The 18,713-nt window shown below is 61.9% G+C and carries 17 protein-coding genes, 2 tRNA genes and 1 pseudogene; 8 read left to right on the plus strand and 12 right to left on the minus strand.

The genetic code is table 11. The annotated features are described in order from the left end of the window. Positions 1 to 4: 4 nt before the first annotated feature. Positions 5 to 958: pseudogene (locus NKJ35_RS23480) on the plus strand (cation diffusion facilitator family transporter); the annotation flags it as partial. Positions 959 to 1,052: 94 nt separating this feature from the next. On the opposite strand, the gene NKJ35_RS23485 reads toward NKJ35_RS23480, so the two are convergent. The 5 genes from NKJ35_RS23485 to NKJ35_RS23505 all read right to left on the minus strand — a co-directional run bounded on the left by NKJ35_RS23485 (position 1,053) and on the right by NKJ35_RS23505 (position 7,488). Continuing rightward, positions 1,053 to 2,969, minus strand: a complete 1,917-nt coding sequence (locus tag NKJ35_RS23485) for a multicopper oxidase domain-containing protein (RefSeq protein WP_352649727.1) — start codon at positions 2,967 to 2,969, stop codon at positions 1,053 to 1,055. A 258-nt stretch (positions 2,970 to 3,227) separates the two neighbouring features. Further along, a complete protein-coding gene (locus NKJ35_RS23490; protein WP_031212005.1) occupies positions 3,228 to 3,977 on the minus strand; it encodes an amino acid ABC transporter ATP-binding protein in 750 nt (249 codons plus the stop codon). A gap of 69 nt (positions 3,978 to 4,046) precedes the next feature. Continuing rightward, positions 4,047 to 5,204 (minus strand): amino acid ABC transporter permease, encoded by a 1,158-nt coding sequence (locus NKJ35_RS23495; protein WP_352649728.1) that lies wholly within the window; start codon positions 5,202 to 5,204, stop codon positions 4,047 to 4,049. A gap of 4 nt (positions 5,205 to 5,208) precedes the next feature. Beyond that, positions 5,209 to 6,396, minus strand: coding sequence for an amino acid ABC transporter permease (locus NKJ35_RS23500; protein ID WP_352649729.1), 1,188 nt, complete (start codon positions 6,394 to 6,396; stop codon positions 5,209 to 5,211). Between the two features lie 63 nt (positions 6,397 to 6,459). Further along, complete coding sequence (locus tag NKJ35_RS23505; protein WP_352649730.1) at positions 6,460 to 7,488, minus strand: amino acid ABC transporter substrate-binding protein; 1,029 nt, start codon at positions 7,486 to 7,488, stop codon at positions 6,460 to 6,462. 427 nt (positions 7,489 to 7,915) lie between these two features. Here NKJ35_RS23505 and NKJ35_RS23510 point away from each other — a divergent pair, with 427 nt between their 5' ends. From NKJ35_RS23510 to NKJ35_RS23525, 4 genes are all read left to right on the plus strand, one after another. Further along, positions 7,916 to 9,085, plus strand: coding sequence for a cystathionine beta-lyase (locus NKJ35_RS23510; RefSeq protein ID WP_352649731.1), 1,170 nt, complete (start codon positions 7,916 to 7,918; stop codon positions 9,083 to 9,085). Positions 9,086 to 9,330: 245 nt separating this feature from the next. Beyond that, a complete protein-coding gene (locus NKJ35_RS23515) occupies positions 9,331 to 10,002 on the plus strand; it encodes an RNA polymerase sigma factor (RefSeq protein WP_352649732.1) in 672 nt (223 codons plus the stop codon). A gap of 104 nt (positions 10,003 to 10,106) precedes the next feature. After that, positions 10,107 to 10,631, plus strand: coding sequence for a DUF4142 domain-containing protein (locus tag NKJ35_RS23520; protein ID WP_352649733.1), 525 nt, complete (start codon positions 10,107 to 10,109; stop codon positions 10,629 to 10,631). A 14-nt stretch (positions 10,632 to 10,645) separates the two neighbouring features. Further along, positions 10,646 to 10,957: a cupredoxin domain-containing protein gene (locus tag NKJ35_RS23525; protein ID WP_352649754.1), complete on the plus strand. Its 312-nt coding sequence runs from the start codon at positions 10,646 to 10,648 to the stop codon at positions 10,955 to 10,957. 106 nt (positions 10,958 to 11,063) lie between these two features. Here NKJ35_RS23525 and NKJ35_RS23530 read toward each other — a convergent pair whose 3' ends face one another. The 3 genes from NKJ35_RS23530 to NKJ35_RS23540 all read right to left on the minus strand — a co-directional run bounded on the left by NKJ35_RS23530 (position 11,064) and on the right by NKJ35_RS23540 (position 12,776). Continuing rightward, positions 11,064 to 12,284, minus strand: coding sequence for an anion transporter (locus NKJ35_RS23530; RefSeq protein WP_352649734.1), 1,221 nt, complete (start codon positions 12,282 to 12,284; stop codon positions 11,064 to 11,066). A 59-nt stretch (positions 12,285 to 12,343) separates the two neighbouring features. Next, a tRNA-Arg gene (locus NKJ35_RS23535) sits at positions 12,344 to 12,420 on the minus strand. 50 nt (positions 12,421 to 12,470) lie between these two features. Then, positions 12,471 to 12,776, minus strand: a complete 306-nt coding sequence (locus NKJ35_RS23540) for an ETC complex I subunit (RefSeq protein WP_352649735.1) — start codon at positions 12,774 to 12,776, stop codon at positions 12,471 to 12,473. A 160-nt stretch (positions 12,777 to 12,936) separates the two neighbouring features. Here NKJ35_RS23540 and NKJ35_RS23545 point away from each other — a divergent pair. Next, positions 12,937 to 13,013, plus strand: a tRNA-Pro gene (locus NKJ35_RS23545). Between the two features lie 92 nt (positions 13,014 to 13,105). Here the strand turns inward: NKJ35_RS23545 and NKJ35_RS23550 are convergent. Then, the gene (locus NKJ35_RS23550; protein WP_352649736.1) at positions 13,106 to 13,933 is read right to left on the minus strand and encodes an alpha/beta fold hydrolase; all 828 of its coding nucleotides are present in this window, start codon (positions 13,931 to 13,933) and stop codon (positions 13,106 to 13,108) included. A 129-nt stretch (positions 13,934 to 14,062) separates the two neighbouring features. On the opposite strand from NKJ35_RS23550, the gene NKJ35_RS23555 reads away from it, so the two are divergent. After that, positions 14,063 to 15,064, plus strand: a complete 1,002-nt coding sequence (locus tag NKJ35_RS23555) for a GlxA family transcriptional regulator (protein ID WP_352649737.1) — start codon at positions 14,063 to 14,065, stop codon at positions 15,062 to 15,064. A gap of 198 nt (positions 15,065 to 15,262) precedes the next feature. On the opposite strand, the gene hdaA is transcribed toward NKJ35_RS23555, so the two are convergent. Genes hdaA through NKJ35_RS23570 form a run of 3 tightly spaced genes read right to left on the minus strand, consistent with a single transcriptional unit; the run spans position 15,263 to position 17,710 of the window. After that, positions 15,263 to 15,964, minus strand: coding sequence for a DnaA regulatory inactivator HdaA (hdaA, locus tag NKJ35_RS23560; RefSeq protein WP_254820322.1), 702 nt, complete (start codon positions 15,962 to 15,964; stop codon positions 15,263 to 15,265). A 5-nt stretch (positions 15,965 to 15,969) separates the two neighbouring features. Beyond that, positions 15,970 to 17,181 carry an AI-2E family transporter gene (locus NKJ35_RS23565; RefSeq protein WP_352649738.1) on the minus strand — a complete coding sequence of 404 codons (1,212 nt, stop codon included), beginning with the start codon at positions 17,179 to 17,181 and terminating at the stop codon, positions 15,970 to 15,972. Beyond that, on the minus strand, positions 17,153 to 17,710 hold the full coding sequence (locus NKJ35_RS23570) for a CDP-alcohol phosphatidyltransferase family protein (protein WP_352649755.1): 558 nt from the start codon (positions 17,708 to 17,710) through the stop codon (positions 17,153 to 17,155). Before NKJ35_RS23570 ends, NKJ35_RS23565 begins: the two co-directional genes overlap by 29 nt. Positions 17,711 to 17,947: 237 nt before the next feature. Here NKJ35_RS23570 and NKJ35_RS23575 point away from each other — a divergent pair, with 237 nt between their 5' ends. Continuing rightward, positions 17,948 to 18,607, plus strand: coding sequence for a glutathione S-transferase family protein (locus NKJ35_RS23575; RefSeq protein WP_352649739.1), 660 nt, complete (start codon positions 17,948 to 17,950; stop codon positions 18,605 to 18,607). Positions 18,608 to 18,713 lie beyond the last annotated feature (106 nt).

An 18,713-nucleotide genomic window follows, 5' to 3' on the forward strand; every position in this document is an offset into this window, starting at 1 on the left:
TGCCATCGTAGCCCGCATTCTGGAATGGCTCGGGTTCGGCCCGCACGCCGCACATCATCACGGCGATCACGGTCCGCACGGCCACAGCCATGGCGTCATCGATGCGACAATTGCCACCACCGATCGGGGCATCTGGGCAATCAAATGGTCGTTCGTGATCCTGGCGATCACCGCAGCATTGCAGATGGTCGTGGTTGTGCTGTCGGGGAGCGTGGCATTGCTGGCCGATACGATCCATAACATCGGCGATGCGACCACGGCGATCCCGCTATGGATTGCGTTCGTGCTGGCGCGGCGCAAGCCGTCGCGGACCTTCACCTATGGCTTGGGCCGGGTCGAGGATCTGGCCGGCATCATCATCGTGCTCATCATCCTGTTCAGCGCTGTAGTCGCCGCCTACCAAGCCATCGACAGGCTGATCAATCCACAAGCGGTGACGCACCTGGGCTGGCTGGCGGCGGCGGGCATTGTCGGCTTCCTCGGCAACGAGGCGGTTGCCGTGTTCCGTATCCGTGTCGGCCGCGAAATCAACAGCGCGGCACTGATTGCCGACGGCTATCACGCCCGCACCGACGGACTTACCAGCCTTGCCGTGGTCATCGGAGCCATCGGCGTCTGGCTCGGCTTTTCCTTGGCCGACCCGATTGTCGGCCTGCTGATCACGATTGCGATCTTCGGTATCGTCTGGCAATCGGCCCGCTCGGTGCTGACCCGCATGCTGGATGGAATCGAACCCGGTGTGATGGATGAAATCCGACATGCCGCCGAGCACGTTCCGGGCGCACGCATTGTCGATGCCAAGGCGCGCTGGATCGGTCATAGATTGCACGCCGACATCGCAATTGCCGCAGACGAAACCCTGCCGCTCTCGGAAGCGAACAACATCGCGGCAGCGCTGAAGGACGAACTGTCCCAGCATATGCCGGCCTTGGCTACGGCGAATGTGCGGTTTTCAACCGAACGTGGAGAGAACGACCATCCTCACCCTCACGAGACGTGCATGACGAAAACCACGGCCACGAGCACTGACGCTCCCTTTTAGACGGCTACGGTCAGGTGACATCGATGACGACCATCAGCCCGCCGCCGCCCTTCTCCTCGACATTGTTGTTCGTGGTGTGATGCGGGATATGGCAATGGATCAGCCATTTGCCCGGACGCTGCGCCTTCCAGATCACGTCGTAGCGCTGACCCGGCCCGACATTGACCGTATCGGCAAGGAAGCGACCCGAGGCAGGGATCGTCTCGCCGTCGCGGGCAACGACCTCGAACGGCCCGCCATGGATATGCATCGGATGGATGAAGCCGTTGTTGGTGCCGATGAGCCGCACCTTGAGCGTCTCGCCGACCTTCATTTTGATCGTCTCGGTCGAGGGATAGGCCTTGCCATTGATGGTGAAGAAATTCGGCATGCCGCCGTCCATCGGCATCGACGGGTAGGTCAGCCCTTCCCGCACCAGCCATTCCTGAAGCTCGATGACGTGATCATGGTCGGCCGCGACCTCGTCGGCGGGATTGGCGGGATCGATGATCAGCGCACCGTAGAGGCCGAGCGCCTGGGTCCGGTCCGGCTTGGCATGGGGGTGGTAGAAATAGGTTCCGTGCTGGGTCGCCGTGAATTCATAGGAATACGATTGTCCAGGCTCGATCGGCGGTTGGGTAATCTCAGCCGGTCCATCCATCTGGTTCGGCAAGATCATCCCGTGCCAATGGATGGTTGTTTCCTCAGGCAGGCCGTTGGTGACGTTGATCCTGACCCGATCGCCCTGGCGGATGTGGATACGCGGACCAGGAATCTGGCCGTTATAGGCGTAGGCATCGACCGCAATGTTCGGCAGGATTTGCCAGCGGATCACCGATGGCCTGAGTTCGAACACCTTCACACCGTTCTCAATTCGAAACGGCAGGTCCTGGTCACCCCTTACCGTCAGGCCATAAGAGGCGGCCACGAGGCGCGGATCGGTGGCGGCCATGTCGCGCATCGTATCGGCCGGCGTGTCGCGATCCATGATCATGCCTCGCGGCATGATCACCCCGCCGACGTCGCGTGCCGACAGCGTCAGGTTCAGCCAGTTCGCCGGCGCGATCATGCCGATGCCGAGCGCCAGCAGGGAGACGGCACCCAGGGCAGCGACCTGCGGCATCGTGGCATCCGTCTCCATGTGGTGGCCGCCGCCTTTGCCTTTGTGGGAAGCCATATCGTGGCGCTGCCCGCGATGGCCGCTGGCGTCGGCCTGCTGCATTTGCATCTGCGCATATTGTCTCGTTGCAGGCTGCTCCCGACCATCGATGTCGGCTGCCTGCGCGCGCTGCGTCATCAGCCCATGCTTCAGCCCCCGCGCGACCAGCCAGACATTGGCCGGGTAGGCAAGCGCAAAGCCGGCGATGACGCCGATCGACATCACGCCCCAGAACAACAGCTCCGTCGGTTCCATCGCGCGCATGTCGCGGCCCATCATCAGGAAGCTCATGACCGGTGCCATGCCGGCCATCATGAAGTTCATGGAGATGAACTCGGGCAGGAAGCTCTTGCGCACGTTCTCCCAATAGGTGCCGCCCATCATCGATTTCATGAACAGCGATTGGAAGATGAACAGGCCGAAGGCAAAGCCGGCCAGATATTCGACGATCAGGTCGATCCACATCGGCAGGCCGAGCGCCGCCGTGACGGCGGCGGCAAGAATGATGCCGGTGGCATCGCCGGCGACGCAGTGGATAGTGGAGCCGACGCCCTGCTTCCAGAGCGGCCGGGTGAAGAGTTCATGCTCGCCCGGCTGGGGCTCCTTGTCGGCGAGCACGTAGAGCAGCAAGCCGAGCGGCCCCATATAGAGGGTGACCAGAATGAAGCCCCATTTCATCACCACCGGCTCGGGATTGTTGCGATATTGGTCGAAGCCGACATAAAGCGTCGAAGCCAGCGCCAGCGCGAACCAGACGACGAGGAAATAATCGATCGGTTGGATGAGCATCAGGATGAACCCGTGACCTGCCGCCGCACGCGCCCACGCGGCTCGCTATACAACTCCCAATGGCAATGAACGCAGCCGGCGCGCTTATGATCCGCGCCGGCCTTAGTTACCAGGTTGCAACGTGACCACTCGAACGACCTGAAGCACGCTTGCTATCTTCTCGCGCAACGCAAGGTCAGCGCTCGTCGAATATGCTCGGAGCCGAGCAAGACAGAGAGGCTTGATCCGCCGCTCTTGTCCCGAACCCGGCGTACAGGATCAATGCAGGATCTGCGACAGGAACAGTTTCGTGCGCTCGTGGCGCGGGTGGTCGAAGAACTCGGCCGGCGTGTTCTGCTCGACGATCTGGCCTTGGTCCATGAAGATCACCCGGTTGGCGACTTTGCGCGCAAAGCCCATCTCGTGGGTGACGCAGAGCATGGTCATGCCTTCCTCCGCCAGCCCGACCATCGTCTCCAGCACTTCCTTGATCATTTCCGGATCGAGAGCCGAGGTCGGCTCGTCGAACAGCATGATCCGCGGGTTCATGCACAGCGAGCGGGCGATCGCCACGCGCTGTTGCTGGCCGCCGGAAAGCTGGCCGGGATATTTGTTGGCCTGTTCGGGGATCTTGACGCGCTTGAGGAAATGCATGGCGATTTCCTCGGCCTGTTTGCGCGGCATCTTGCGCACCCAGATCGGCGCCAGCGTGCAATTCTCCAGAATGGTCAGATGCGGGAACAGGTTGAAGTGCTGGAACACCATGCCGACCTCGCGGCGCACCTCGTCGATCTTCTTCAGATCGTTGGTCAGTTCCTTGCCGTCGACGATGATCTTGCCCTTCTGGTGTTCCTCCAGCCGGTTGATGCAGCGGATCATCGTCGATTTGCCGGAGCCCGACGGGCCGCAGATGACGATGCGCTCGCCGCGCATCACCTTTAGATTGATGTCCTTCAGCACATGGAATTCGCCGTACCATTTGTGCATGGCGATGATGTCGATGGCGACATCGGTGGTGGAAATGTGCATCTTGGCGGCATTGACCTTGATCTCTTCCGCGCTGACGGCGTTTTCTATGGCCATGACAAGGTCCCCTTTTTAGCGTTTGTGGCCGGTGTCGAGACGGCGTTCCGTGTACATTGAATAGCGCGACATGCCGAAGCAGAACAGCCAGAAGATGAAAGCCGCGAACACCAGGCCGGATCTGGCCGTCTGCGGCGTCGCCCAACTGGCGTCGGAGAAGTTCTGCTTGACGATGCCGAGGAGGTCGAACATCGAGATGACGATGACCAGGCTGGTGTCCTTGAACATGCCGATGAAGGTGTTGACGATGCCGGGAATGACCAGCTTCAGCGCCTGCGGCATGACGACCAGACCTATCTTCTGCCAGTAGCTGAGGCCGAGCGAATCGGCGCCCTCATACTGGCCTTTGGGGATCGCCTGCAGGCCGCCGCGCACCACTTCGGCCATGTAGGCGGCGGCAAACAGCGACACGCCGATCAGCGCGCGCAGGAACTTGTCGAAGCTGACGCCGGCCGGCAGGAACAGCGGCAGCATCACGCTGGCAAAGAACAGCACCGTAATCAGTGGGATGCCGCGTACCGTCTCGATGAAGATCACGCACAGCAGCTTGACGATCGGCATGTTCGAGCGCCGGCCGAGCGCCAGCACGATGCCGACCGGCAGCGACACGGCTATGCCGACGAAGGACAGGCTGAGTGTCACCAGCAGTCCACCCCAGAGCGGGGTTTCGACATAGGGCAGGCCGAACATGCCGCCGACCAGCAGAACGAAGGCGACGACCGGCAGTACGAAAAAGAGAAGAATGGCGTTCAGCCCCTTGCGCGGTACGCGCGGAATGAGCAGCGGCACCAGCAGCGCCACGAACAGGATGGCCACCAGGATCGGGCGCCAACGCTCTTCCAGAGGATAGCGGCCGAACATGAACTGGCCGAACTTGGCGTTGACGAAGGCCCAGCAGGCCCCGGTCCAGCCGTCCGGCTGGATGCCGCCCTGCGCCACGGTGGCGCAGACCGTGCGGTCCGGTCCCGTCCACTGGGCGTTGATGAAAGCCCAATTGACGATCTGCGGCAGGATCATGGCAACCAGCACGATGCCGATGATGGTCAGGATGGCGTCGCCGGTCGATGCGATCAGATTCTTGCGGACCCAGGCGGTGAGGCCACGCTCGCTCGATGGCGCCGGTTGGGCCAGCGCCATCTCCGTCCGCACCCAGGACATGTCGTGTTCCTGCATGTCCCTACCTCTCCACCAGCGCCATCCTGGCGTTCACGACGTTCATAATCGCCGACGTGATCAGGCTGAGCGCGAGATAGACAGCCATCATGATCACCACGCCTTCAACCGCCTGCCCGGTCTGGTTCAAGACCGTGCCGGCAGTCGCTGTCAGGTCCGGATAGCCGATGGCGATGGCGAGCGAGGAATTCTTGGTCAGGTTGAGATACTGGCTAGTCAGCGGCGGAATAACGATGCGCATCGCCTGCGGCACGACGACAAGCCTGAGGATCGATCCCGAGCGCAGCCCGAGTGCCGCGGCCGCCTCGGTCTGGCCTGCGCTGACGCCCCTGATGCCGGCGCGCACGATTTCGGCGATAAAGGCGGCCGTATAGCAGGACAACGCCAGATAGAGGGACAGGAACTCGGGCCTGACCTGAAAACCACCGACGAGATTGAAGGTCGACTGCTTTGGAAATTCGAAGCTCAGCGGAAAGCCGCTCAGCGCGTAGGCCAGCAGCGGCAGGCCGACAATCAACGCTATGGATGTCCAGAACACCGGGAATGGCTGTCCCGTCGCCATCTGCCGCTGCCGCGCCTTGCGGGCCACGAACCAGGCCATGGCGATGCCGAGGAGCAGTGCGACCAGGATCAGCCAGGAGCCCTCGCCCCATATAGCGCGGGGAAAATAGAAGCCGCGCTGGTTGAGGAAGGAGCCGAACGGCAGATTGATGCTCTCGCGCGGCGGCGGCAGCACGGCGAGCACGCCGGAATACCAGAAGAAGATGACCAGCAGCGGGGGGATGTTGCGGAACACCTCGACATAAACGGTGCAGATCTTCCTGATCAGCCAGTTATGCGACAGCCGGCCGATGCCGACGATGAAACCGATGATGGTGGCGGTGATGATGCCGACGACGGCCACGATCACGGTGTTGATAAAGCCGACCAGGATGGCACGGAAATAGGTCGAATCCGATGAATAAGCGATGGCGCTTTCGCTGATGTCGAAACCGGCGCGGCCCTTGAGAAAGCCGAAGCCGGAAGCGATGTGCAGCCGCGTCAAATTGGCGATGACGTTGTGGGTAACCCACCAGACACCCGCTACCAGCAGGACGAGGACCAGCGCTTGAAAGAATATGCCGCGGACGCGCGGATCATTGATGAAGGAACCGCGGCTTGGCTCCTCGCGAAGAACTTCCTGCGATGCCATTCGACAGTCCCCTGGAAAGAGAGACCGGAAGGCAGACGATCTGCCTTCCGGATCCATTTTCGATCAGCGGATCGGCGGAGCGTACTGCAGGCCACCCTTGGTCCACAGCGCGTTGATGCCGCGGGCGATCTTCAGCGGGCTGCCGGAGCCGACATTGCGTTCGAACATCTCGCCGTAATTGCCGACGGCTTTGACGATGTTGACGACCCAGTCATTGGAGACGCCGAGATCGGTGCCGATCTTGGTGTCGGCTTCCTGGCCGAGCACGCGCTTGATCTCGGGATTGTCCGAGTTCTTCATCTCGTCGACATTGGCCTGGGTGATGCCCAGTTCCTCGGCGTTGAGCAGCGCGAAATAGGTCCACTTGACGATGTGGTACCACTGGTCGTCGCCCTGGCGCACGGCCGGCCCAAGCGGTTCCTTGGAGATGATCTCGGGCAGCACGACGTGGTCGGCCGGCGAGCTGAGCGTCAGGCGAATGCCGTAGAGACCCGACTGGTCGGTGGTGTAGACGTCGCAGCGGCCGGCGTCATAGGCGGCGTTAACCTCATCCAGCTTTTCGAAGACGACGGGGTTGTACTCCATCTTGTTCGACTTGAAATAGTCGGCAAGGTTGAGCTCGGTCGTGGTGCCGCTCTGCACACACACCGCCGCGCCCGAAAGCTGCAGTGCCGAATTCACGCCCGGAAGCTTCTTGGCGTTGATCATGAAGCCCTGACCGTCATAATAGGTGACGCCGACGAAGTTCAGGCCAAGCGCCGTGTCGCGGTTGATGGTCCAGGTGGTGTTGCGCGACAGGATGTCGACCTCGCCCGACTGCAGCGCGGTGAACCGCTCCTTGGCACTGAGCGGCGTGAACTTGACTTTGCTGCCATCGCCGAAGACGGCGGCCGCCACGGCGCGGCAGAAATCCACATCGATGCCTTTCCATTCACCCTTGTCGTCAGGCGCCGCGAAGCCAGCAAGACCCGTATTGGTGCCGCACTGGATGAAGCCTTTCGCCTTGACGTCGTCGAGCGTGCTCGCCGACGCAGCCGAAGCCGCGAATCCAAACGCGGCGGCGCCCAAAACGCCGATTGCAATGTGTTTCATGACCCACAGACCCTTTTCTGTTTTTTCCAGGCGAACCTGACTTTTTCCCGTGTGAACGCAGCTATGTAATCCCGGCCCATCACCGGAATCGCGCATCGTAACCGACGCGCTGCCTCCCATTCACGAACAACATCGAAGGCGATTATTCCTGTGAGGTCAAGGGAAATGACCAAATCCGAAAGACTTTGAAAACCAACCGCCTGAAATGCCTGAATTGCAGACAAACGCGCTCGCAAATTGGTCAGCGCGCCAATTAAGCCGGCAAAGTCCGACCGTGACCTGCCAAGCGCACCTGGCAGCCGTTCAGAGGATCTACGGCGCATTGCTGAATTGGCATATTCAAGACCTTGGCCTGGCGAGTGCGGTGCGGTTGCGCGGCCAATGCCGCCGCACTATGGCTAACGACCAACCCATGGGACGAAAAGCAATGGCAAAAGACGGCAGCGAGATGGGCGTCAACACGCGGCTCGCCCATTCCGGCAACAACCCGCATGACTATTTCGGCTTCGTCAATCCGCCGGTGGTGCATGCCTCGACCGTGCTCTATCCCAATGCGGCGGCGATGGCTTCACGCAGCCAGAGATACACCTACGGCACGCGCGGCACGCCGACCACCGATGCGCTGAACAGCGCGATCGATGCGCTGGAAGGTTCGGCAGGCACGGTCGCGGTACCGTCCGGCCTGGCGGCGGTGACGCTGCCGCTGCTCGCCTTCCTGTCGGCCGGCGATCATCTGCTGATCGTCGATTCCGTTTATCATCCGACCCGCAACTTCGCCGACACGATGCTGAAGCGGCTGGGCATCGAGGTCGAGTATTACGAACCGCGCATCGGCGCCGGCATCGCGGCGCTGATCAAGCCCAACACCAAGGTGGTGTTCACCGAATCGCCGGCCTCCAACACTTTCGAGGTGCAGGACATACCGGCCATCGCCAAGGCAGCACATGCCGCCGGCGCCATCGTCATGATGGACAACACCTGGGCGACGCCGCTCTACTTCCGCCCGCTCGACCACGGCGTCGACATCTCGATCCACGCGGCGACGAAATACCCGGCCGGCCATTCCGACGTGCTGCTCGGCACGGTGTCGGCCAATGCAGCTTGCTGGAATCAGCTTTGCGAGACGTTCAACACGATGGGCTGCTGCGCCGGACCGGACGACGTCTACCAGGTGCTGCGCGGCCTGCGCACGATGGGCGTGCGGCTGGAGCATCATCAAAAGAGCGCGCTTTCCCTCGCCGGCTGGCTGGAGGATCAGCCCGGCGTAGCGCAGGTGCTGCATCCGGGGCTGCCCAGTCATCCCGACCACGCTATGTGGAAGCGCGATTTTTGCGGATCGAGCGGCATCTTCTCGATCGTTCTCGCGGGCGGCGGACAGAAGCAGCAGCACGCCTTCCTCGACGCGTTGAAGTTTTTCGGCCTCGGCTATTCCTGGGGCGGCTATGAGAGCCTTGCCGTGCCGGTATTTCTTGGCGACCGCACAATCGCCAAGGGCCCGTATGACGGGCCGCTGGTGCGCCTGCAGATCGGGCTCGAGGATGTCGAGGATTTGAAGGCCGACCTGGCGCGCGGGCTGGCGGCGGCCGCTGATGCCTGAGCCAGCACCATTCCAGACTGAGTCAGAAAATCGGCGTAACAGCCTGGAAAAATTGCGATCCTGAGCGATATCACGGCGACCGATCGGTCGACTCTACAAAACAGGGGCGGCAGTGTGGTGAAGGCGGTAGAATAGTCTCTGCCAGTCCTTGAAACGGATCGAGGTTGGCCGGCGGGATCGGTCGGGAACCTTTTGTCGGCCGATGCATCCAATGTCGCGATGAGAAGCCTATCAGGAGATCGGCCATGCCTGCTGCGTTGACGGCAACGCCCGCCGCTTCCGGCGATATGCAGCTTGTCGGCCGCGCGCTGGCACGTGATGGCGATGCATTTCGCACCATCATCAAGACGCACAACCAAAGGCTCTACCGCATCGCCCGCGGTGTTGTGCGGAACGACAGCGAGGCCGAGGACATCGTCCAAGAGGCGTATGTCAGCGCCTTTGCCCATCTCGAGTCCTTTCGCGGCGATGCCTCGCTCGCCACATGGCTGTCGCGTATCGTCATCAACGAAGCCCTCGGCCGCTTGCGCAAAAGGCGGCGAATGGTAGCGATGCCAGAAAACCCGCAAGCCGAAATCATCCGGTTTCCCTTCAATCCGAGCGACGATCCGGAGCGGACGATGGCGCAACGGCAGATCCTTGAGCTTGTCGAACGGGCAACCGACAGTCTTCCCGATGTCTACCGGATGGTGTTCGTGGCGCGCGTCATCGAGGGATTGAGCATCGAGGAAACCGCCGAACTGCTTGGCGTGCGACCAGAAACCATCAAGACCCGGCTGCACCGCGCCCGCGCGCTGGTGCGCAAGGCGCTGGACGACCAGATCGGCCCGGTGCTGCTCGACGCCTTTCCGTTCGCGGGCCGGCGCTGCGAACGGCTGACCAATGCCGTGATGCAGCGGCTTGGTCTTTCCGGATAGGCCGCACCGATTTTCGCGGGAACGTTTTCCCGTGACCTGCATCCAATGAGCATCACTGAAAACGAAGCCCGATGCAGTTCCGCGTCGGGGCGAAGGAGAGCATCATGTTTATTCGATCGACTACGGCACTGGCCGCAATTTTCCTGCTTGGCGCGGCGCCCTTGTCGCAAGCTGCCGACAAACCGACCGATCCGCAGATCGCACATATCGCCTACACAGCGGGCGTGCTCGACGTCGAGGCGGCCAAGCAGGCACTGAAGAAATCGAAGAACAAGGAGGTCGTGGACTTCGCCAAGGACATGGTGCGAGATCACGAGGCGGTCAACAAACAGGCTCTCGACCTGGTCAAGAAGCTCAAGGTCACGCCTGAGGATAATCCGACCAGCAAAGCGCTGACCAAGGCGGCGGCCGAGGAACGTGCCAAGCTTGCCAAGCTCAAGGGCGCAGCGTTCGACAAGGCCTATGTCGCGAGCGAGGTGGCCTACCACAAACAGGTCAATGGCGCGCTCGAAACTCTGCTGATCCCGTCCGCCAGCAATGCCGAGCTGAAGAGCCTGCTGGAAACCGGCCTGAAAATATTCCAGGGCCACGAACAGCACGCCGAACACGTCGCCGGCATGCTGAAGTGAGGATCGAGCCAATGATGTCGCGGCGGCATCTGTGGGTTGCTCTGGCATTGGCTATGGGTGCCGCGCCGGCCAAGGCCGAAACCATCGAGGTGACGATCGAGAAGCTTGTGTTTTCGCCGGCGATGATCGAGGCGAAGGTCGGCGACACGATCAGGTGGGTAAACAAGGACGTGTTCTCCCACACGGCAACCGTCAACGGCGCCTGGGAAGTGATGATCCCGCCGAAGAAGGCGGCGAGCCTGACGGTAAAGAAGGCGGAATCGGTCGATTATTTCTGCCGCTTCCATCCCAACATGAAAGGCCATCTGACGGTGATATCGCCCTGACCGGCTAATGCATGCCGCGCAAAAGTGTGCAGCGGTTTTGCGACAACGACATGATGAAAAAGAGCCTAATGCGCGCCGCATGAGGTCGGTCGAATGCGACGCGCTTCTAGGCCGCCAGCCATGCCGTCCCGGCAAGAAGGGTGACCAGCGTCAACGGCAGGCCGACCTTGAAGAAGGCGATGAAGCCCAGCGGTTTGCCGGAGACCCGCGCGTGCTCGGCAACGATCAGATTGGCGACCGAGCCGAGCAACGTGAAATTGCCGGCCAGCGTCGAGCTCATGGCGACGACCAGCCAGGCCCGCTCGGGGTTTTCCAGTCCGGGCACGAACGGCTTCAGCGCCAGCACGGCCGGGACATTGCTCATGATGTTGGACAGCACCGCGGTGAAGCCGGACAGCCGCCACACATCATTCAGCCCAAGGTCTTTTGCCGAAGCGACGATGTCGGGCGTAAGCAGCGTCTTCTCGGCTCCGGCGACGACGATGAACAGCCCGGCGAACATGAACAGCAGCGGCCCATCGATCTCGCGATAGATGCGCTCAGGTTTGATGGCGCGGGTCAGCAACAGAATCGCGCCGCCGATCAGCGCCGCCTTGGCAACCGGAACGCCGGCAAAGAAGGCGATGGCCAAACCGATACAGACGACCACCGCCTTCAGCACCTGTCCCGGCAGCATGCGGCCTCGGTAGACTTCGGGGCTGAGCTCGGCCTTGCGCGAAAATTCGGCATGGTAAACGATGCGGACGATGACGATGACGGCGACGAGGCCGAACAGGGCCACCGGCGCAAGCGCCGCCGAGAAGGCCGGATAGGAAATCCCCGACAGGGCGCCGATGACCATGTTCTGCGGATTGCCGGTGATGGTCGCGACACTGCCGCAATTGGATGCGGTCGCCGTGGCGATCAGATAGGGAACCGGGTTGCGGTTGATGACGCGGGTGACATGGACGACGATCGGCGCCATGACCAGGCAGATAGCGTCGTTGACGAGGAATGCCGACAGGACGCCGGTCAACAGCGTCACCATCACCAGCAGCATGAACGGCGCATGCGCATGCTCGATGGCGAACCCGCCGAGCGCGCGAAAGGCGCCGGACACTTTCAGATGCGCCACGACGATCATCATGCCGAGCAGAAGCGTGATGGTGTCGAAGCTGATGGCGCGGTAGGCGTCTTCCATGTCGAGCGCGCCGATGGCGATCATCGCCGCACCGCCGAGCAGCGCGATACCTGCCCGGTCGAGGCGCAGCCCGGGTACCCTGCCGACGGCAACGCCGGCATAAGTCAGGACAAGGATCAGCAGCGCCGCCGCGCCCATCGCTGTCATATGTTGGAAATCCTATGCGACTGGCGAGTGAACCTGTCCCGAATGGACCTGTGAGATATTGGCGATCCCGACAGGATTCGAACCTGTGACCATCGGCTTAGAAGGCCGGTGCTCTATCCAGCTGAGCTACGGGACCGCTGGCCGGCCGCATGACCGGCGGATTGTGCCGGCAGGGCCGGTATGGGATCAATGCGTCCAGGGCGTCCTGCGGTCATAGCGGAAATTCTCCGCATAGGAAATCTGGCGGCGCTTGATTTCCTTCGGCTCCTCGACGCGGAAAGCCAGGCCTTCCTTCTCGGCATAGGCGACCGCCTCTTCTCTTGTGTCGAAGGTCAGCCTGATCTGGCTTCGCATGTCGCCGGACGTGGTGTAGCCCATCAGCGGATCGATCTTCTTGCGCTGCTCCGGATCGAATTCCAGCACCCAATGGCCGGTCTTGGCCTTGCCGGACTGCATCGCGGTTTTGGTTGGGCTGAAAATGCGGGCTGACATGACCACCTCATTGCTGGTTGCAAGCGCACGACCGCGACACCAGATTACTGTTCTCTGGCCATGCACTTGCCCGTCATTACTGCGCAATGCCGCCGGCAGCAAGGCCGATGGCTTTTTACGCTTGCTTTGGTGGGCTGAAATCACTAGGCAACAGACCGTTCGGAGTGTAGCGCAGCCTGGTAGCGCATCTGGTTTGGGACCAGAGGGTCGGGAGTTCGAATCTCTCCACTCCGACCATTCATCAAGCGAATCTCGTCGGCAGCGCAAGCGGATCACGCTCGAGCGGACGGACAGCACGAGCCTGCGCTGCCCGTCCGATACCCAAGCCGTCAGCCCTGGATGAAGGCCAGCAGATCCGGATTGATGATCTCCGGATGTGTAGTGCACATGCCGTGCGGCAGGCCCTTGTAGACCTTGAGCGTGCCATGCTTCACCAGCTTGATCGCAAGCAGCGCGGAATCTGCGATCGGCACGATCTGGTCGTCGTCGCCGTGCATGATCAGCACGGGCACGTCGAGCTTCCTTAGATCGTCGGTGAAGTCGGTCTCGGAAAAGGCCTTGATGCAGTCGTAATGGGCCTTGGCCCCACCCATCATGCCCTGGCGCCACCAATTGTCGACGGCGCCTTGCGAGACCTTGGCGCCCTCGCGGTTGAAGCCATAAAACGGGCCGGCCGGCACATCCCTGTAGAACTGGGCGCGGTTAGCGGCCAGGGCGGCGCGGAAGCCGTCGAAGACTTCGATCGGCAAGCCGCCGGGGTTGCTGTCGGTCTTGACCATAATCGGCGGCACGGCGCCGATCAGCACCGCCTTGGCAACACGGCCGCCGCCGCCATAAAGCGCGACGTAACGCGCCACCTCGCCGCCACCGGTCGAGTGGCCGATGTGGATCGCATCCCTGAGATCGAGATGCGCCGCCAGCGCCGCAACATCGGCGGCGTAGGTGTCCATCTCATTGCCGGTCGCGGTCTGCGACGAGCGGCCGTGGCCGCGGCGGTCATGTGCGATGACGCGGTAGCCCTTTTCGAGGAAGAACAGCATCTGGTTGTCCCAGTCGTCTGAGGTCAGCGGCCAGCCGTGATGGAACACGATCGGCTGGCCCTTGCCCCAATCCTTGTAGAAAATCTCGGTGCCGTCATGGGTGGTGAATGTGCTCATCGTCCTACTCCTTGATGGAAAAGTTGGGGGTAACAGGGAAGCTTTTAGCCCCCTCAGCTGGAAAAATTATAACAGTGCGGTCAGGGTGAGCATTGGCAAAACGGACATTCAACATGGCAAAACTGACAAATGACGGCTGCGCGTGATCTGATCGAAATCGGCCTCGTCTTGTATCCCGGCGTGCAGGAAGCAGCCGTGCTCGGCCTGACCGATCTTTTCATGCTGGCAAACCGGCTGGCTGTCGAGCGGTCGCCGGACGCGGCGAGGCTTCGCGTCAGTCATTGGCAATTGGAGGACGCGGGCCACACCGTAGCCCGCAGCTTCGACAGCGAGCCCGGCGCCGACAATGAACCAGCCATGGTTATCCTCCCGCCGACGTTGGGGGATCCGATCGCTCGGGAAGCAGCCGCGCCCTATGCCGCCTGGCTCAGGGATCGCCACACGGCAGGCGCGACGCTCGGTTCGGTCTGCGCCGGCGCCTTCGTGCTTGCCGAGACCGGCCTGTTGTCCGGTCGCGCCGCGACGACGCACTGGGCTTATCGCGACGCGCTGGCGCTACGCTTCCCAGACATCCTGCTCGACGCCGACAGGCTGGTCATCGACGATGGCGATATCATTACCGCCGGCGGCTACATGGCCTGGACCGATCTCGGCCTGAAGCTGGTGGACAGAGTGCTCGGGTCAGCCGTCATGATGGACACGGCGCGTTTCATGCTGGTCGATCCACCGGGCCGCGAGCAACGTTTTTACAGCCCGTTTGCGCCGCGATTGACCCATGACGACGAAGCGATCCTCAAGGTGCAGCACTGGCTGCAGGCGAACGGCGCGCGCGACGTGACGCTTGGCGCCATGGCCGACCATGCGGGGCTGGAGGAGCGGACCTTTCTGCGACGCTTCCGCAACGCCACTGGCCTCAGGCCGACCGAATATTGTCAGCACCTGCGGGTCGGCAAGGCGCGCGAGATGCTGGAAACCACGATGCGATCGATCGACCAGATCGCCTGGGAGGTCGGCTATGACGATCCCGGCTCCTTCCGCAAGGTATTCGCCAGGATAACCGGCCTGGTGCCCGGCGATTATCGCCGGCGCTTTGGCGTGGAACGAGCCGCGATTGCAGGAGGTGAAAGTTGAGACCTGGCCGCCGCAATGGCGCTACCAGATGCATCTGACGGCAAGCTCGCCGGGCGAGAACCCCAACCACTCCATCCCGGCGAGCCTACTACCTGATTTGATACGCAATCAGGACCGGGATTAGCCGGCAAGCTCTTTCTTGCAAGACAGATGCCAGCCTTTTTTCCCAAAATGGGACGGCGGCTGAACTGGAATCCTCTAAATCTCGAACTCGCCCTGCCCTTCATCCATGGCGCTGACGGTCTCGGCTGCTAGGGCGCGGGTGATCGGCGTCTTGCGCTCGAGCGCGGTGCGGTCGAGCCGTTCGACCACCCGCATTGCGGTGGCCAGCGAGCGTTCGATGCGGCGCACCAGATATTGCACGACATGCGGCTCGACCTCGACCTGTCGATCGGCGAACAGCTTTGTGATGACGCCGGCCAGCAAGAGGTCGTCGGGCTCGTGGATCTCGACGGTAGCCGCCGCCTTCAGCCGCGATGCCAGGTCGGGCAGCCGGACGCCCCAGGCAGAGGGAAAGCGGCGCGCCGTCAACAGTAAGGTCGAGCCGGCGCCGCGCACCGCATTGATCAGGTGGAACAGACCGTGCTCGTCGACCGGGCCGGCATCGACATCGTCGATCAGGGCCGGATGCGCGCCGAGATTTTCGATGCAGTCGCCGATGCGGCCGGCCTCCACTTTCACCGCGTCGGCGCGGGTCCGCCAGATCGAGGCCAGATGGGTTTTTCCGGAGCCGGCCGGCCCGGCCAACACGACAACCGGCGACGGCCAGTCCGGCCAGCGGTCGACAAGCGCCGCCGCCTGGCTGTTGGTGCTGGAAACGACAAGCTCGTCGCGCGAATAGCCGGTGCCGTGGCCTAGATCGAGCGGCAATTGGCGCGGCGGATCGATCTTGTCCGGCATCTGGCTCAACCGCGCGCGCCCCCGCGGCGGCGCACCTGCAGCGGCGGCACCGGCTCGTCGGCGTGGCCCTTGTAGAGCGGCGATTCGAGATAGCGCGCGATGGCGAAGCGCACCAGAACGGCAACGGCGGCGGAAGCCGGAACGGCGATCAGCAGGCCGACGAAGCCGAACAGCGCGCCGAAGGCAAACAGCGCGAACATCAGCCACACCGGATGCAGACCGACGCTTTTGCCGACCAACCGCGGCTGCAGGATATTGCCCTCGATGAACTGGCCGACGAAGAACACGCCGGCCACCGCCGCGATCATGGTCCAGTCCGGCCAGAATTGGACGAAGGCGACGCCGACGGCCAGCACCAGGCCGGTCAGCGAGCCGACATAGGGGATGAACGAGATCAGCCCGGCAAACAGGCCGATGAGGATGCCGAAATTCAGGCCCGTCAAAGTCAGGCCGGTGGCATACATGGCGCCCAACACCAGGCACAGCGTGCCCTGTCCGCGCACGAAGCCGGCGGTTGCCGTGTTGATATCCCTGGCGATCGCCCTGACGGTCTTGACATAGTCGCGTGGCACCCAGCTGTCGACGATTGCCACCATGCGGTCCCAGTCGAGCAGCATGTAGAAGGCGACGACCGGCGTCACCACGAACAGGCTGACGACCGAGACCAGCGCAACGCCGGAGCTCCAGATCGAGGTGAAGACGGTGGTCAGGAGGCCGAAGCCGGAGGTCAGCAGCGAGTTCAAGCCTTCACGCAGGCCATTGGCGTCGACGCCGAATTTCTCTTCCAGCCATTTCGGGTCGAAACTGGTGATCAGGCTCTGCAGCCGGGTCAGATAGTCCGGCAGCTTGCTGGCGAAATCAGCCATCTGCGAGGCGAGCACCGGAACCAGGATGACGACGGCCAGCACCAGGACGACGATAAAAGCGACGAGGATGACCACCGTCGCCATCAGCCTGGACAGGCCGAGACGCTCCAGCCGGTCGGCGACAGGGTCGAGGAAATAGGCGAGCACCATGCCGGCAACGAAGGGCAGAAGGATGCCGCTGAAGACGTAAAGGAAGACGGCGAGGATGATGGCGCTGACTAGCCAGAAGCGGATCTGCCGGCGAAACGACGCCGATGCCGCAGCCTCCGCTGCCGCGGCTTCGGCCTCGACGTCGATGGACCGTTCGTCAGGTGCCCGATGTTCAGGTGCCGGGTGTGGAGCCTTCGCCATAGCCGCTCATATGCCTCAGCCAAGCCACGAGATAGGCCGCGGCCGAAGCCACGGTCAAGACCCCGGACAGCAATATGAGGGCCGGCCTCAGCGGATCGAGACGGATGTCGAAGGCCAGTTCACCCAGCACCACTGCCGCCAGTACGATCTGGATCGCGGTGTTGGCCTTCGACACCAGGAGCGGCTTCATCTCAACCGGATGCGCCATGACGGTGGATAAAAGCACGGCGCAGACGATCAGTGCGTCGCGCGATACCATAGTAACGACCAGCCACAGCGGCAGTTCGCCACTGAAGCCCAGGACCACGAAAACCGAGACCAGCAGCAGCTTGTCGGCCATCGGATCGAGATAGGCGCCGAGCCTGGAAAACTGATTGAAGTGGCGGGCGATGAAGCCGTCGACGCCGTCGGAAATGCCGGCAATGAGGAAGCCGGCAAACGCCCAGTCCCAGCGTTCCTGCAGCATGGCCAGCACCACGGCCGGCACCAGCATGAAGCGCATGATCGTGATCATGTTGGGGATGGTCAAACGCATATCCCGTCGCTCTTGTTTGTCGATACATGATGGAGAAGGAGGGTTACGGCAAGTGAGAAGCGACATAGAAGCTGCCAATCACCCCTCGAGGGCGCCAGCAATGAAATAGGTCAAGACAAATGAAATAGGTCAAGACAGATGTCGATTTCGGGGAGGCTCATTCGTCTCACGATGGGAAGCCGAAGAATTCGCCCAGACCTTCCTGGACCGCGAGCAAGGAAAACGGACGCGATGACAATCACTATCACAGCTTTTGAACGATCGCCCGATGGCGGCAAGGGACTGGCGCGCGATACGCGCGTTCGCTGGGCGCTCGAAGAAGTGGGGCAGCCGTATGAGGTTCGTCTTGTTTCCTTCGCAGAAATGAAGGCGCCTGGCCATCTGGCCATCCATCCGTTCGGCCAGATCCCCACCTATGAGGAAGGTTCTCTCTCGCTGTTCGAAACCGGCTCGATCGTCTTTCATCTTGCTGAGCAGCATACGGGATTGCTGCCGAAGGATCGCAATGCCCGCGCGCGTGCGATCACGTGGATGTTTGCCGCACTTAACACCGTCGAGCCGCCGATCCTCGAATTAACGACGGCAAGAATATTCGAACGTGACAAGCCTTGGAGCGAGGAGCGCTTGCCGTTGGTAAAGGACCGTGTTCGGGCTCGTCTGGACAAACTCTCGGCCTACTTAGGCGTCGCCGACTGGCTCGATGATACGTTCAGCGCGGGCGATTTATTGATGGTGTCAGTGCTGCTGCGACTAAGAATGTCCGGCATTTTGGACGAATATCAAAACTTGGCTGCCTATGTAGCGCGCGGGGAAGCACGGCCGGCTTATATCCGGGCTTTCACCGCGCAATTTGCGATCAACGCAGAGGGCGTGAAGGATAGCCAGCGTTGAACTACCAAATGGAAGCGAGCCCGAAGCGCGCTATCCTTTGGCGACGCCAGTCAAGAAAGGTGGTACGTCTCCCGTATTCGAGGGGCACTATGTCGATCAACATCTA

The organism is Mesorhizobium sp. M0136, from assembly GCF_040322515.1.
GTDB lineage: Bacteria > Pseudomonadota > Alphaproteobacteria > Rhizobiales > Rhizobiaceae > Mesorhizobium.